This window comes from Vibrio sp. F13 (genome assembly GCF_020806305.2).
In the GTDB taxonomy this organism is placed as follows: domain Bacteria; phylum Pseudomonadota; class Gammaproteobacteria; order Enterobacterales; family Vibrionaceae; genus Vibrio; species Vibrio crassostreae_C.
The window spans coordinates 1,565,578-1,579,784 of record NZ_CP170175.1; the positions used below are offsets into that span (position 1 = coordinate 1,565,578).

At 42.0% G+C, this 14,207-nt stretch carries 14 protein-coding genes and 1 pseudogene; 11 read left to right on the forward strand and 4 right to left on the reverse strand.

What is annotated here, in order from left to right:
* Positions 1–170: 170 nt before the first annotated feature.
* On the reverse strand, positions 171–1,301 hold the full coding sequence (locus LMH68_RS07105; RefSeq protein ID WP_413755693.1) for an ISAs1 family transposase: 1,131 nt from the start codon (positions 1,299–1,301) through the stop codon (positions 171–173).
* A 401-nt stretch (positions 1,302–1,702) separates the two neighbouring features.
* Positions 1,703–1,946, reverse strand: a pseudogene (locus tag LMH68_RS07110) (hypothetical protein).
* A gap of 213 nt (positions 1,947–2,159) precedes the next feature.
* On the opposite strand from LMH68_RS07110, the gene LMH68_RS07115 reads away from it, so the two are divergent.
* The 6 genes from LMH68_RS07115 (at position 2,160) to LMH68_RS07140 (ending at position 6,966) form a co-directional block, all read left to right on the forward strand.
* Positions 2,160–2,360, forward strand: a complete 201-nt coding sequence (locus tag LMH68_RS07115) for a hypothetical protein (protein WP_229647998.1) — start codon at positions 2,160–2,162, stop codon at positions 2,358–2,360.
* Positions 2,361–2,622: 262 nt separating this feature from the next.
* Positions 2,623–3,057 carry a rhodanese-like domain-containing protein gene (locus LMH68_RS07120; RefSeq protein WP_229647999.1) on the forward strand — a complete coding sequence of 145 codons (435 nt, stop codon included), beginning with the start codon at positions 2,623–2,625 and terminating at the stop codon, positions 3,055–3,057.
* Between the two features lie 99 nt (positions 3,058–3,156).
* A complete protein-coding gene (secB, locus tag LMH68_RS07125) occupies positions 3,157–3,615 on the forward strand; it encodes a protein-export chaperone SecB (protein ID WP_229648000.1) in 459 nt (152 codons plus the stop codon).
* Between the two features lie 187 nt (positions 3,616–3,802).
* Positions 3,803–4,867, forward strand: coding sequence for an NAD(P)H-dependent glycerol-3-phosphate dehydrogenase (gene gpsA / locus LMH68_RS07130; protein ID WP_229648001.1), 1,065 nt, complete (start codon positions 3,803–3,805; stop codon positions 4,865–4,867).
* 47 nt (positions 4,868–4,914) lie between these two features.
* On the forward strand, positions 4,915–5,736 hold the full coding sequence (gene cysE, locus LMH68_RS07135) for a serine O-acetyltransferase (RefSeq protein WP_017063106.1): 822 nt from the start codon (positions 4,915–4,917) through the stop codon (positions 5,734–5,736).
* Between the two features lie 78 nt (positions 5,737–5,814).
* On the forward strand, positions 5,815–6,966 hold the full coding sequence (locus LMH68_RS07140) for a murein hydrolase activator EnvC family protein (protein WP_229648002.1): 1,152 nt from the start codon (positions 5,815–5,817) through the stop codon (positions 6,964–6,966).
* Between the two features lie 62 nt (positions 6,967–7,028).
* Here the strand turns inward: LMH68_RS07140 and LMH68_RS07145 are convergent, their stop codons facing one another.
* Both LMH68_RS07145 and LMH68_RS07150 read right to left on the reverse strand, forming a co-directional pair.
* On the reverse strand, positions 7,029–7,667 hold the full coding sequence (locus tag LMH68_RS07145) for a TetR/AcrR family transcriptional regulator (protein WP_017063104.1): 639 nt from the start codon (positions 7,665–7,667) through the stop codon (positions 7,029–7,031).
* Positions 7,668–7,775: 108 nt separating this feature from the next.
* Positions 7,776–8,939 carry a nucleotide sugar dehydrogenase gene (locus tag LMH68_RS07150; RefSeq protein ID WP_017071086.1) on the reverse strand — a complete coding sequence of 388 codons (1,164 nt, stop codon included), beginning with the start codon at positions 8,937–8,939 and terminating at the stop codon, positions 7,776–7,778.
* A 152-nt stretch (positions 8,940–9,091) separates the two neighbouring features.
* Between LMH68_RS07150 and rfaD the strand changes: the two genes are divergently transcribed.
* The 5 genes from rfaD (at position 9,092) to LMH68_RS07175 (ending at position 14,163) form a co-directional block, all read left to right on the forward strand.
* Positions 9,092–10,033 (forward strand): ADP-glyceromanno-heptose 6-epimerase, encoded by a 942-nt coding sequence (gene rfaD / locus LMH68_RS07155; RefSeq protein WP_010433822.1) that lies wholly within the window; start codon positions 9,092–9,094, stop codon positions 10,031–10,033.
* Positions 10,034–10,167: 134 nt separating this feature from the next.
* Complete coding sequence (lpxM, locus tag LMH68_RS07160) at positions 10,168–11,124, forward strand: lauroyl-Kdo(2)-lipid IV(A) myristoyltransferase (protein ID WP_229648003.1); 957 nt, start codon at positions 10,168–10,170, stop codon at positions 11,122–11,124.
* 16 nt (positions 11,125–11,140) lie between these two features.
* A complete protein-coding gene (locus tag LMH68_RS07165) occupies positions 11,141–12,340 on the forward strand; it encodes an O-antigen ligase family protein (RefSeq protein WP_229648004.1) in 1,200 nt (399 codons plus the stop codon).
* Complete coding sequence (locus LMH68_RS07170) at positions 12,333–13,079, forward strand: glycosyltransferase family 25 protein (RefSeq protein ID WP_229648005.1); 747 nt, start codon at positions 12,333–12,335, stop codon at positions 13,077–13,079. The genes LMH68_RS07165 and LMH68_RS07170 overlap by 8 nt, the downstream gene beginning before the upstream one ends.
* Positions 13,080–13,083: 4 nt before the next feature.
* A complete protein-coding gene (locus tag LMH68_RS07175) occupies positions 13,084–14,163 on the forward strand; it encodes a glycosyltransferase family 4 protein (RefSeq protein ID WP_229648006.1) in 1,080 nt (359 codons plus the stop codon).
* Positions 14,164–14,207: the final 44 nt, after the last annotated feature.

A 14,207-nucleotide genomic window follows, 5' to 3' on the forward strand; every position in this document is an offset into this window, starting at 1 on the left:
TAATTGATTTTTATAGCGTTTATTCTCGGTCAATTTTAAGACACTGAAACACTTTTTATTCATTCTAAGACAGTCGACTTTCGCCCATCCCTTATAAAGTCTAAATTTTGCTTACTTTAAAAAACCGCCCAATAGGCCGCAAAACGGCTCTTGTCCAACCCAGGGCAAGATTACGAAGCCCCTTGCCCTGCAAGGACTTGCGAAAGGTAAGCGTTATTGCGGTTCGCTTTTTTCTGCTTTCTTTTGATCCCTGCTTTGAAGCTGATTTCTTCCGTCAGCAGATTTAAAGCTATATGTCTTATAACTGCTAAATTCTCACCGGCTTGCTCTCGACGTATCCGACATTCATCTTCTTTAAAACCAACGTCTAATCGCCAGTGCATCTGATTTTCAATGCTCCAATGTGCTCGCGTGCTCTCTAGTAAAGCTTTAGCCGTTAGTTTTGCTGAGCTTATGTAGTGCTTGATTTGCATTGTTTCTGCTGGCTTATCACCTTCTTGACTAATTGAAACGACCATACCAATTGTGGAGAGTTCAGCCCAATCAAACGCTATATAGCCTAAGAAATCTGTATTGTGAACAACCATACTCAAACGCGTTTCTGTACGACCATGCCCTTTCTCTTGAGTGACGTATTTATCAACTTCAAAACTATTAATCATACTAGAATTAAACACTTGGCTAATCGCTTGCTCCAATCGTTTTTGATTACCTTTTACCGCTAAGAGATAATCTGCATCTTGAGCGACTATCTTTTCAGCTATATCCTTCTGGCATCCCATAGCATCAATAGTCACTAAACAACCTCGCAAGGAAAGCATTTCAAGCAGTTCAGGGATTGCTTTTATTTCATTGCTTTTATCCGCAGTCTTCACTTGTCCTAGTACAACTTGGTTTGCTGCACTAAAGGCACTAACCATATGGATTGCACCACAACGCTTGTCTTTGTTGTATGTGCCTCTGAGAGTTTTGCCGTCGATAGCAATCACTTCACCCTCTGTCGTCTCATGACAGTCTTTCATCCACGCAGTAAAGCATCGTTGCAGTTGCTTGGCGGAAATAAGATTGATAACTCGGGCAATGGTATCGTGTACTGGTATGCCTTGTTTGAAATCACCATACTGCCTAAGCCATTCCAAGTTATCTTCACCAAAATCTTCAATATCCTCCCAACCTTCAGCACCAGCAATCACTGCTGCAATTATTAAGAAGATAATGTCGGTTAGCGTGTGCTCTATTTTCCAAGCTTGGCGAGGGTCTCGAATAACTGAAATATGGTCCAAAAGGCTTAATCCATTCATTATGGCTAAATATCTGCTGTTAAAAAACAGTATATGATCACACCTAAATCTGATCATCAAATCGATCTTGAATGTATTGAATTTGTTGTGACTTCAGTGTACAAATTAGTGGAAACATCACTTCACGCTACCCCTTATTCCATATGGGTTTTTCATGATCTTGCCCTGTTGTCCAACCTTTAGGTTTGCCATTCATTCGAATTTGGGTACGCTACCGCCCCTAGGTTTAGCTCCTAAAGGCAAGATGGTGCTACTTTTATGCAGTTCCATACGGTTCTAATTAGCATTCTAATGTCAATTTTAGCAACATACGTGTGTATTAACCAGCGTATTCCTTTGTCTAACTTACCAGCCTGTGACCACTTACTCACCCAACGAAAACATTGTTCGTTTCGCAAGTACTAGGGGCCTATGAAGTAGCGATTTTTTTGTGCTGTAGTGCAGTAGCGTTTTTCTATATCAATAAATGTTGCCGTTTCGGTACAGCTATTCGAAGCTTTGGTTATTGTTTACCAAAAATAACACTTTGATTTCTTTACATGCTAGTCCGTGTAGGTAGTGGCTCAGCTGCAAGGCTAAGAACTCGCAGATGCGCGCTTCCACTCGCGCTATCTCCTTTTCTAAAATCGTTAATTTCTCTTCCATTGTCAGTTTTTATGTTGGTATCGCCCTTGCTCCAAAAAAGCTTTCTTTTGAAATAAGTCTTTGCTCAATCTTAGTCACGAGTTCTCATTGCTTAGCATCCTCACCAATCGGCTTGGATTGACTTTGGGCCTTGATACGCACTTCAAGCGGGTTGGCTTTAAATTCCGCTAAGGCTGAGTAACGAGCATGGGTTGTTGAGGGTTCATAAGCTAAGTGGCCCGTACCACTTGTTCAGATGATATTGCTTATTTGGACTTTATCGCTCGCACGGCTTGTTTGGGCTTCGCTGTTGTTCTTGATTTAGCTGCCTTTGTTGATTCTGAAGCTCTTGTTGGTGTAGATACCCTTTCTGGTTTACATGTCCTTGTTTGTTTAGAGAGTGGCGATGAAACTGGCTTTACGGCTTCTACGTAGCAAGCCGTTCACGAAGTGGGGTATCACTTTGTTAATCGTCGCAATGGGGAAGTCGAACTTGGTAGGTTGTTGTCGCAAACCGGCACGCATGTGAAAGGACGAAGAGCAGAAGGAGGAGGGATTAGAATGAACGGAATACGAAGTATCAAGAAAGAGAGGTAACGCTGAGTTCCACTACACCCTTCCTCTGTATTCTCCTACCCTTTCTCGCTATACTCCCGATCTATAGTTTTTCGCCCAATAACGAATAAGAGTTCAAGACATGCAAGAGTTAGTTCCATTTGTTCAAGAGAATATGATTTTAGCCATCGTATGGATCGGCTTGGTTGTTGCCATCATTGCGAACGTTATCAAGACATCAAGCGCAGCCTACAAAGAGATCACGGCAGCGCAAACCACACACATGATTAACCGTGAAAACGGTATTGTGGTTGATATTCGTACTAAGGATGAGTTCAAAAAGGGCCATATTACGGACGCAGTTCACATTTTGCCGTCAGATATCAAAGCAAATAGCTTTGGTAGCCTTGAAAGCCAAAAAGCAGACCCAATCATCGTAGTATGCAAGACAGGTCAAACCGCTCAAGAAAGCGCGAACTTGCTGGTTAAAGCAGGTTTCGAAAACGTAAGCGTACTGAAAAGCGGCTTAGTGGCTTGGAGCGAAGCTAACCTTCCTTTAGTTAAAGGTAAGAAATAGGTTAAAGGCAAGAAGCGGCTGACCGATAAACTAACTTTCAGGCTCTGTTCGATAAATACAATGAACAGAGTCTAATTTAAAATTTTTAAGGACAAGAAAATGGCTGAAGCAGCACAACAAGACGCACAACAAAACTTCGCAATCCAACGTATCTTCCTAAAAGACGTATCTTTCGAAGCGCCAAACTCTCCAGACATGTTTCAAAAAGAGTGGAACCCAGATGTAAAACTGGATCTAGACACTCAAAGCCGTGAACTTGGCGAAGGCGTTTACGAAGTAATCCTACGTCTAACTGTTACAGTTAAGAACGCAGAAGACACTGCATTCCTTTGTGAAGTTCAACAAGGCGGTATCTTCTCTGCAAGCGAAATGGAAGCTGGTCAACTGGCTCATTGCCTTGGTGCATTCTGCCCGAACATCCTGTTCCCATACGCTCGTGAAACGATTTCTAGCCTAGTGGTTAAAGGTACGTTCCCACAACTGAACCTAGCACCTGTAAACTTCGATGCTTTGTTCATGAACTACCTACAGAACCAAGCTCAGCAAGCTGAAGGCTAACAGGCTTAAGTCTCAAAGTAGAACTTAACTCTAACGATTCAAGCGCTAGTTCGCTTTTAAATGCACATCGCAACTTCTGCGATGTGCATTTTTTCTTTACACTGTACTAAAGTTGAAAACTCTTCTTATTTTAGTGGAAAGCTTTTCCAGAATTCTTCGATTTCCCTCAATATTTTTAGGTGGAAGCATGACAGACACAACTTACCCGACCAACACGACAGACGCTTACGGTAAAGACAGCGCTTACGGAAAAGAGATCGCCATGACTGTCATTGGTGCAGGTTCTTACGGAACCTCTTTAGCTATCTCTCTAGCGCGTAACGGTGCAAACGTTGTTCTTTGGGGGCATGACCCTGCTCATATGGCTCGCCTTGAATCTGAGCGCGCTAATAATGAGTTTCTACCAAATATAGAATTCCCAGAAAGCCTGATCATTGAATCAGACTTAGAAAAAGCAGTGACTTCAAGCCGAGACCTTTTACTTGTAGTCCCGAGCCACGTATTCGGCGTTGTGCTTAATAGCGTTAAACCTTACTTAGCCTCAGACTCTCGCATCTGTTGGGCGACCAAAGGCTTAGAGCCAGAGACCGGCCGCCTGCTTAAAGATGTCGCGCATGATGTGCTTGGTGATGGTTACTCACTAGCAGTTCTATCTGGCCCTACTTTTGCGAAAGAGCTTGCGATGGGTATGCCGACCGCAATTTCAGTTGCCTCACCAGACAAGAGCTTCTTAAAAGAGCTACAAGAGAAAATTCACTGCGGCAAAACATTCCGTGTGTATGCGAACTCAGATTTCATTGGTATGCAGCTTGGCGGCGCGGTTAAAAACGTTATCGCAATTGGCGCTGGCATGTCGGATGGTATTGGCTTTGGTGCTAACGCTCGTACAGCACTGATCACGCGTGGCTTAGCTGAGATGAGTCGGTTGGGCGCAGCACTTGGCGCACAACCAGAAACCTTTATGGGCATGGCTGGATTAGGCGATTTAGTACTGACATGTACCGATAACCAATCCCGTAACCGTCGCTTTGGTTTAGCGCTTGGCTCAGGTAAGGACGTCGATACGGCGCAAGAAGAAATCGGCCAAGTGGTCGAAGGGTATCGCAACACCAAAGAAGTTTGGTTACTATCAGAACGCATGGGCGTTGAGATGCCAATTGTTGAACAAATTTATCAAGTGTTGTATCAAGGGAAAGATGCCCACTTAGCTGCGCAAGATCTGCTTGCTCGAGACAAGAAGTCAGAGCGATAACACCACGTATCAAGTCGTGGAATGAAATAGATAAGATGGATGGAAAAATGAAACACTGTGAACAACAAAAAGTTTGGCAATGCATTGTGAAGGAAGCTCGACAGCTGTCAGAGCAAGAGCCTATGCTTGCGAGTTTTTACCATGCCACGATCATCAACCACGAAAGCTTGGGCGCCGCGCTCAGTTATATTCTGGCAAACAAGTTAAAGACCGCCTCAATGCCTGCAATGGCTGTACGTGAAGTGGTTGAACAAGCATTTAAGCAGGACCAATCGATTATTGATGCTGCCGCTTGTGATATTTGTGCAACAGTGACTCGAGATCCGGCGGTAGAGATGTATTCAATGCCTCTACTTTATCTTAAAGGCTACCATGCTCTGCAAGGTTACCGAGTCGCTAACTGGCTATGGAAACAAGGTCGTATTGCTCTTGCGACTTACCTGCAAAATCAAATTTCAGTCGCTTGCCAAGTAGATATCCACCCGGCTGCACGTATCGGCAAAGCAATCATGCTCGACCACGCAACAGGCATTGTTATCGGTGAAACGGCTGTAGTCGAAAATGACGTGTCGATTCTTCAAGACGTGACCCTAGGTGGTACCGGTAAAGAAGGCGGTGATCGACACCCTAAAATCCGTGAAGGCGTAATGATCGGTGCCGGCGCTAAAATCCTTGGCAATATTGAAGTGGGTGAAGGCGCTAAGATTGGCTCTTGCTCTGTAGTTCTGCAGGCTGTACCACCTCATACTACCGTGGCGGGCGTGCCAGCAAAGATCGTAGGTAAACCTAAAACTGACAAACCATCTTTAGACATGGATCAGGGATTCAACGGTCGTTCACAGAACTTTATTCATGGTGATGGGATTTAACCAGCAGTAGCGGAAAACGAGCATCAATGAGATTCGCATAAAACATAAACAACCTACAAGTAGATGAATAACAACTAAATGACGATAATGATGAAACAAATTCGAGCCATTAGTTCAACTCTCCTGATATCAGCGAGCCTCTGTGTTGCTCTTTTATCTACATCGTCATTTGCTGCATCTCAAGGTGAACTGAAAGGTGTATCTAGCGAGATATCTCGCCAACAAAAGAATCTATCCTCACAACAGAAAAAACTCGATAGCCTACAAGCGAGCCTCAAAAAACAAGAGCTCTCCATTGCTTCGCTTGAAAAAGCTATCCTAGACAGTAAAAAGCAGCTGAATACCGCTAATGCTAATATTGCGAACTTAGACACCAAGATAAAAGCGCTCACAGCGCAGAAAAAAGTCCATACCGATAAGCTAGAGCAACTAATTCAAACTTACTACATGACAAGCCGCGCTAAAGCCTCATCGCACATCCTCAATACAGGGGTCGAAGAAGATCGCATCAGCCATTATTACCAACATCTTGCCAAAGCCCGCTCTGCAACAATCAAAACGATTGAACAAACTCAACTTGATCTAGAAGAAAGCCATAAGCAGCGCCAACTTGAACAAGAGCAAATCGCGACCCTGTTAAAACAACAAACCACCAAGCGCGATACTTTAGCCAAAACCCAAACACAACGTAAGAAAACCGTTGGTAGCATCAAGAAGAACATTTCGGGTGACAAAAACTATTTGGCAGAACTTCAGCGCAATGAAACGCGCCTTAAAGCTGAAATAGCGAAAGCAGAGAAGGCAGCTCGAGAAAGACGTAATGCTGTACCTATGGACGGTTTAGCTAAGCGTAAAGGCAAACTGCCTTGGCCGATAAAAGATAAAGTTTTACACAGCTACGGTTCGCGCCAAACAGGCCAAGTCAACTGGAAAGGCATGGTGATTAACGCTAAATATGGTCAACAAGTGAAATCTGTTTACTCAGGAACAGTTGTATTCGCCGAATACCTACGTGGTTATGGCTTAGTGGTACTGCTTGACCATGGTAAAGGCGATATGACGCTCTATGGCTTTAATCAAGCGCTTTTAAAGAAAGAAGGTGACAAGGTTAAAGCTGGCGAAGCTATTGCTCTAGCCGGTGACACTGGTGGCCAAACTCGCCCATCACTGTACTTTGAGATTCGTAGAAATAGCCAAGCTCAAAACCCGAAGAGTTGGTTGGTTCGATAAAGAGCAGATACGGGATGCGAGTATCTTTCTTCGAATCCCGTATACCGCTTACTCGTCTCTTTCTATTTAGAGTTCAACGCCCTTACACCATCTTCTAATAATGTCAGCTGTTCAAAACCTTGCGCGGTCGCAATTGGTTTAACGGTCGCTATCATCTGCAGCATTCCTTGATGAACGACTTGCTCGGTAATTTGGGCTTTTGGAGACATCGCAGACTGATACGCCAACCAACCCGATGCGATCAAGTGAAGAGAAGTGACCATCGATTTCATTTCCGTATCCGTTGCTTTGAGCAGGTTCAACTCAACGAAGGCTCGCATGATATCGACAAGATTCGTTTGCAGCTTTTCTTGTACGGCCATGTAATCAAGGTGGAGTTTTTCATCACGTGACAATATTTCAGGCAGATTCGCATAGAAGAATCGGTACTTCCACATCAGTGTGAAGATAGAATCTAAGTAAGTCTTTAGTAACGTCAGGCTTTCTTGTTGGCCTTGAATCGGTGTGAACCTTTCAAGTAACTCTGTCGAATAGAGAGTAAAGATGTCACGGACAATTTCTTGCTTGTTGCGGAAATGGTAGTAGAGGTTACCAGGGCTAATCTCGATATGCTCAGCAATATGATTGGTCGTAATACTACGCTCACCGTGCTCATTAAAAAGCTCTAGAGCAGCGTAAACAATCTTGTCACGTGTTTTCATTAGTTATTAGTATCCCTATCCGTTTAGGGGTTCAGTATATCGCCACTAAACGGATAGATCGAGCTGTTAACATCTGGTCTAATTAGCATTAGCTAAAATAGAGCCGAATCAATCACTGCCAAACAGATCTCGTGTGTACACCTTATCTGCAACGTCTGCGATCTCTTCTACCATTCGATTAGAAACAATCACATCCGATACAGCTTTGAACTCAGCAAGATCAGAATAGACTTTCGAGTTAAAGAAGTGCTCTTCTTTCAATACCGGTTCAAACACGACGACTTCGATGCCTTTGGCTTTTAAACGCTTCATGATCCCTTGGATGGAAGAAGCACGGAAATTGTCAGAGCCCGCCTTCATGATCAAACGATAAATACCGACAATTTTAGGCGAGCGCTTAATAATTGAATCCGCAATGAAGTCTTTTCGGGTACGGTTTGCATCAACAATCGCACCCACAATGTTGTTTGGTACATCTTGATAGTTTGCTAATAGTTGCTTGGTGTCTTTTGGTAAGCAGTAACCACCGTAACCAAATGAAGGGTTGTTGTAATGATTGCCGATACGAGGGTCTAAGCCAACACCTTCTATGATCTGACGAGAATCCAAGCCATGCGCTTCCGCGTAAGAATCAAGCTCATTGAAATAAGAAACTCGCATCGCTAGATAAGTATTTGAGAATAACTTTACTGCTTCTGCTTCCGTTGAGTGAGTAAACAGTACGTCGATGTTTTCTTTTTCCGCACCTTCCACAAGAAGATTCGCAAACACTTTAGCGCGTTCAGAACATTCACCAACGATAATACGTGATGGGTGTAGATTATCGTACAGGGCCTTGCCTTCACGCAAAAACTCCGGTGAGAACATGACGTTTTCGCAGTTCAGCTCTTGCTTAATACGCTCGGTATAGCCAACCGGCACCGTTGATTTAATAACCATCACCGCATCAGGATTGATCTCCATGACGTCTTTGATGACAGATTCTACAGAGCTGGTATCAAAATAATTGTTTTTAGGGTCATAATCGGTAGGTGTAGCAATGATGACAAATTCAGCATTTTTGTAAGCGGCTTTATCCGTTGTTGCCATGAAGTTCAGCGTCTTATTTGATAGAAAGTGCTCAATCTCATTGTCTACAATCGGTGACTGCTTATTGTTTAGCATTGCCACTTTTTCATCGATGATATCTACCGCAATGACTTCATGATGTTGTGCCAAAAGCATAGCGTTTGATAGACCCACATACCCTGTACCGGCTACTGCAATCTTCATGATAATACCTATAGTTTTGAGTAATTAACTCAACATAATTTATAACTTAGCTTGCCGTATCATACTCTGGTTGGGGAATTATTCCACTAGCCCGCTTTATCCATTCCTTGCTATACTCGTGACAGTTTTGTATTCAAAAGAGTTAGAAAATTATGATTATCGTAACGGGTGGTGCTGGCATGATTGGCAGCAATATTGTTAAGGCGCTTAATGAAGCGGGCCACAACGATATTCTAGTCGTCGACAACTTAAAAGATGGTAAGAAATTTAAGAACCTTGTAGACCTAGACATCACGGATTACATGGATCGTGATGACTTCCTAACTCAAGTCATGGCCGGTGATGATTTTGGTCATATTGAAGCTGTTTTCCATGAAGGAGCATGCTCTGCTACCACTGAGTGGGATGGCAAATACATGATGCTCAACAACTATGAATACTCAAAAGAGCTACTTCATTACTGTGTTGAGCGTGAAATTCCTTTCTTGTATGCCTCTTCAGCTGCAACTTACGGTGAGACCGACACTTTCATCGAAGAGCGAGAGTACGAAGGTGCATTGAATGTCTACGGCTATTCAAAACAACAATTTGATAACTACGTTCGTCGCTTAACCGCGGATGCAGCAGCACACAACGAAACGCTTTCGCAAATCGTAGGGTTTCGTTACTTCAATGTTTATGGTCCACGCGAGCAACACAAAGGCAGCATGGCCTCTGTCGCTTTCCACCTAAACAACCAAATGAATGCCGGTGAAAACCCGAAATTGTTCGCAGGTAGCGAAACCTTTAAGCGTGATTTTGTGTATGTAGGTGATGTTGCGGCTGTAAACTTGTGGTTCTTAGAGAATGGGGTATCAGGCCTCTTTAATCTAGGTACTGGCAATGCTGAGTCGTTTGAAGAAGTCGCCAAGGCAGTTATCAAGCACCATGGTAAAGGCGAAATCGAAACGATTCCTTTCCCTGAGCATTTAAAAGGTGCTTACCAAGAATTCACTCAAGCAGACCTAACGAAGCTTCGCGGTACAGGTTGCGATATCGAGTTTAAAGCAGTAGCCGATGGCGTTGCTGAGTACATGAAGATCGTAAACGCTTAACGGTATATTTCAGATTAGGACCAATAATACACCCTACTTTTAGCGTGTATTATTGGGAATGTCTAACGAATATAATCATTCCCAGAGTGACCGATATTAAGTTAACTCTCTGATTTAAATAATGTAGTGAATGAATGACCACACAACGCAATGATTTTGATCCAAAAGCTTACAATCCTGAGTTTGAATGGGGTTTTCTAGCACCTAAATACTGGGGAACTTGGATTGCTGTTTTGTTATCGTCTTTAGTCTGCTTCTTACCTAATAGCATTCGTTTAGCATTAGCTAAGTTTATGGCTAAGCAAGCTGTAAAAATTAAGAATAAGGCTAACCGCCGGGCTCGAGTGAACCTTGAGATGTGTTTCCCTGAGCAATCAATCGAAGAGCGCGAAGAAACTCTCTATCAGTCATACGTTACTTCCATCTCATTTTTGATGGGATTTGCTTCACTGACACTCAAGAGTAAAACTTGGCTAGAGAATAACACTGCGATAAACGGCCTAAGCAACCTAACCGATATTATAGACAGTGGCGAGAATGTGATCTTGCTGGTGCCACACACATGGGCTATCGATATCCCAGCGGTATTATTAGCTTCACGCAATTTACCTGTATCTGCGATGGCGAAAGCACAAAAAAACAAACTCAGTGACTGGCTAATGCACCGACAGCGCGTGCAATACGGCGGTCGTGTTTATGATCGCAGCGGTGGTATCAAACCTTTCATCAAGTCGGTACGTGATGGGTACCTGGGTTACTACCTCCCTGATGAAGATCTTGGCCGTGAGCACAGTGTCTTCGTTGACTTTTTCGCGACTCAAAAAGCAACTATCTCAGGCCTTGGTCGCCTATCAAAACTAAGTAAAGCTAAAATTGTGCCCTTGTTTGCTCAATACGATAGCAGTACAGGCCAATACGCCTTGGACTTCTACCCTGCTCTACCCTTCCCAACAGGAAGCGAAGAACAGGATGCTCGTATGATGAATCAATGTATTGAAGACTACGTAAGCAAAAACCCAGAGCAATATATGTGGATCTTAAGACTGCTTAAGACTCGCCCTGATAGCAATATAAATCCTTATAGTGGTTAGCATTACATTAAACAGTATGAATATTATTAACAGAAAGCAGATTTATACAGCAATCTTACTATTACCTTACTTTTTTGCTGTTACAGGCATGTTAGTTTTAGATAGTGGTGATAAGAAAATGATCCCACTATTTTTGATTAGTATCATCGGCAGTATATTAGTATTTAAAAAAGAAACTATATTAAATAACATACAGAGCCAGTTTGTGTGGTTAATTGGCATTTCATGTATATATACTATCTTTAGCTATTATTATCACGGATCCAGTTCTAGAGAGCTAAGAGCACTGATTGGACTTACTCTTTTCCTTATAGCTTTTCCATACCATATACTTACTCAAAAAGTAATTCAATGGGTAGTTTTGATCGGTAGTTTGGCAATATTTGTCAATAGCGTCTATTTCAATGTTTATATCTGTACAGGGCGTAATGCTGGTTATATAAATCCGATACCTTACTCAACTGCATGCGCATTGATATCCATAATCGCGTTTTCTTTATTGCTAGGTAATTCTCCTTTAAAGGGTAAAACCCTTCCTTTGGTCGCTTTTCTGCTGTCGTTACCTCCTATAATCCTAAGTGAAACTAGAGGGATTTGGTTGGCGTTTACTTTAAGTATCTTTATTATAATCGCAGTTAAATGTATTAAAAATCCTCCTTCGAGAAAATATATACTATTTACACTTATACTCACAGCCATTCTAACTTCTACTGGCGCCTTCTTATTTAAAGATAAAATAAATGAGAGATATAACCAAACCATCTATGAAGTCAAAAAGATTCAATCAGGCGATTATAGTACATCCGTTGGGCTTAGGTTACAAATGTGGATGTTAGCTCCGGAATTAATAAAACAAAAACCAATACTAGGGCACGGACAAGAACAACGGGATATATTAAAAGGTAAGTTAGAACATGGTGAAATATCTAGATCGCTATATCACTATGCTTCAGCCCACTTCCACAATCAGTTTTTAGATAAAATGGTTAAGTCTGGGGTTATAGGAACGATGCTAGTAATTGGACTTCTGCTTTATCCACTAATGATGGTGAGGAAATCACCACCATCCGATGCATATATAATAATTGGTTTGGTTAGCTTATTTTATATCGCAGGTTTAACTGATGTACCTTTTAATCACCCTCAACCTTTAATGTTATATTTATTATTTCTAATTCCTATTTGCTCAAGATGTAAGAGAGTTACCAATGACTAAAATATTTGTCATAAATTTAGAATCTTCCACAGATAGAAAAGAAAACATTAGTCGCCAACTAGATGAACTATCTCTTCCTTTTGAGCTATTTTCTGCTGTGGATGGAAGAACATTCCCCCCTCACCCACTACTAAACCTTTACAATAATGATTTAAGCCAAACATACCGAGCAAAAACACTAAGCGCTGGTCAGTTAGGGTGTTATGCAAGCCATTACTTATTGTGGCAGAAGTGTGTTGAACTCAATCAACCAATAGTCATAATTGAAGATGATGCTCTTATATTTAAAGAGGCATTCCTTAACTTCATACAAGATATTAGTGACATCCCCGAAACTGTAGAGTGCATAAGATTATTCAAAAACAAGCGCCGTAAATATGATTCTTACGAAGTGCTCGAAGCGAAATCTACTAGTATTCACAAGTTCACTAAAGGGCATATGAGTGCCACGGCCTATTTCTTAAGGCCTTCAGGAGCTAGAAAATTCCTTGAACACTCAAAAGAGTGGTATATGGCTGTAGATATTTATATGGACCGATTCTGGCAAAACGAAGTCGAGTGCTACGGCACTGCAGTACCCTGCTTAACGAACGACCCTAAGTTTGATTCCGATATCGGTTATGAAAAACGCACAAGCACCAGAAGTTTATTCAAGAAATGTAAGCGTGAATGGTTCAATTTAAACGAAACTATCCAGCGTCACCTACATAACATAAAATTCAAATACTCGAAGCGGTAATCCAATGAAAATTCTTATTGCTAGTTCCTACTATCATGCTCGAAATAGTGTACGTCCTGAAGCCGAAATGTTTATAGAAATGGTAAAGCAAGGTCATGAGGTCACAGTTCTTACCCAAGGCGATGCAGAATACGCTCAACGGTTTCAAGAAAATGGCGTAAGAGTTGTTGATGCCTACCCAAATAAAAAGATTTGTTTAAAGACTATCAAAGCTTATAGGGCTGAACTGAACAGCAAAGCCTATGACATTTTTTATGCATTTAATTCTAAGACGATACCAAACGCTGCGTTTGCTTGTATTGGTAAGAAAACAAAATTAATCACATATCGCGGGACTACAGGTGGCCTGTATCGCCATGATCCTTCAGCCTACCTCACTCACCTGCACCCAAAAGTCAGTGGTGTTGTATGCGTATCAAAAGCTGTCGCCAATGACGTTAAAAAGAGAGTTTGGTGCAATAAAGATAATGTAGTTACCATCTACAAAGGTCACGAACTAGACTGGTATACTGTTCAGGAAAATAAGCCAGAAGAGTTTGGCTTAGACTCCAATAATGTCATTGCTGTGTGTGCTGCTCATGTTAGGCCCAGCAAGGGAATTGATGTTCTAATCAGAGCTACACACTTTGTTGATAACCCAAACTTTCATCTTCTTTTAATTGGCAGTGGTTACGAACCTTATTTTGATATGGCGAAAGATAGCCCTATGTCAGAGAGAATACACTTCATTGGTCACAGAAAAGATGTTCCATCCATTATGGCTATGGCTGATTTTCAAATTCAACCATCAATCAGTGGAGAGGGGCTCCCAAGAACGATTGTTGAAGCTATGGCAAATGGGACACCGTCAATAGTGACAACAACGGGCGGCTCCCCAGAGCTGATCGAAGAAAACGAAACTGGCCACATTGTTCCTGTAAAAAATGCTCAGTCTTTAGGTGAATCTATAAACAACATGGCAAAGAGTAAAGAACGATGTTCAGAAATGGGATATAAAGCAAAGATCAGACTCCAACGCTACTTTTCGTCATCAGAAACAGTTAAACAACACATTCGCTTTTTTGAGAAATTAACGAACAAATAGCTTAGCAATCAAAGGGCAAGTAAGTGGATAACCAACTTGCCCAA

Excerpts from the sequence above, each read along its gene's own strand:
- LMH68_RS07165 (WP_229648004.1), top strand. The coding sequence starts at position 11,141 with ATGAATATTATTAACAGAAAGCAGATTTATACAGCAATCTTACTATTA.
- gpsA (WP_229648001.1), top strand. The coding sequence starts at position 3,803 with ATGACAGACACAACTTACCCGACCAACACGACAGACGCTTACGGTAAA.
- LMH68_RS07105 (WP_413755693.1), bottom strand. The coding sequence starts at position 1,301 with ATGAATGGATTAAGCCTTTTGGACCATATTTCAGTTATTCGAGACCCT.
- LMH68_RS07120 (WP_229647999.1), top strand. The coding sequence starts at position 2,623 with ATGCAAGAGTTAGTTCCATTTGTTCAAGAGAATATGATTTTAGCCATC.
- LMH68_RS07175 (WP_229648006.1), top strand. The coding sequence starts at position 13,084 with ATGAAAATTCTTATTGCTAGTTCCTACTATCATGCTCGAAATAGTGTA.
- lpxM (WP_229648003.1), top strand. The coding sequence starts at position 10,168 with ATGACCACACAACGCAATGATTTTGATCCAAAAGCTTACAATCCTGAG.
- LMH68_RS07150 (WP_017071086.1), bottom strand. The coding sequence starts at position 8,939 with ATGAAGATTGCAGTAGCCGGTACAGGGTATGTGGGTCTATCAAACGCT.
- cysE (WP_017063106.1), top strand. The coding sequence starts at position 4,915 with ATGAAACACTGTGAACAACAAAAAGTTTGGCAATGCATTGTGAAGGAA.
- secB (WP_229648000.1), top strand. The coding sequence starts at position 3,157 with ATGGCTGAAGCAGCACAACAAGACGCACAACAAAACTTCGCAATCCAA.
- LMH68_RS07170 (WP_229648005.1), top strand. The coding sequence starts at position 12,333 with ATGACTAAAATATTTGTCATAAATTTAGAATCTTCCACAGATAGAAAA.
- LMH68_RS07145 (WP_017063104.1), bottom strand. The coding sequence starts at position 7,667 with ATGAAAACACGTGACAAGATTGTTTACGCTGCTCTAGAGCTTTTTAAT.
- LMH68_RS07140 (WP_229648002.1), top strand. The coding sequence starts at position 5,815 with ATGACGATAATGATGAAACAAATTCGAGCCATTAGTTCAACTCTCCTG.
- rfaD (WP_010433822.1), top strand. The coding sequence starts at position 9,092 with ATGATTATCGTAACGGGTGGTGCTGGCATGATTGGCAGCAATATTGTT.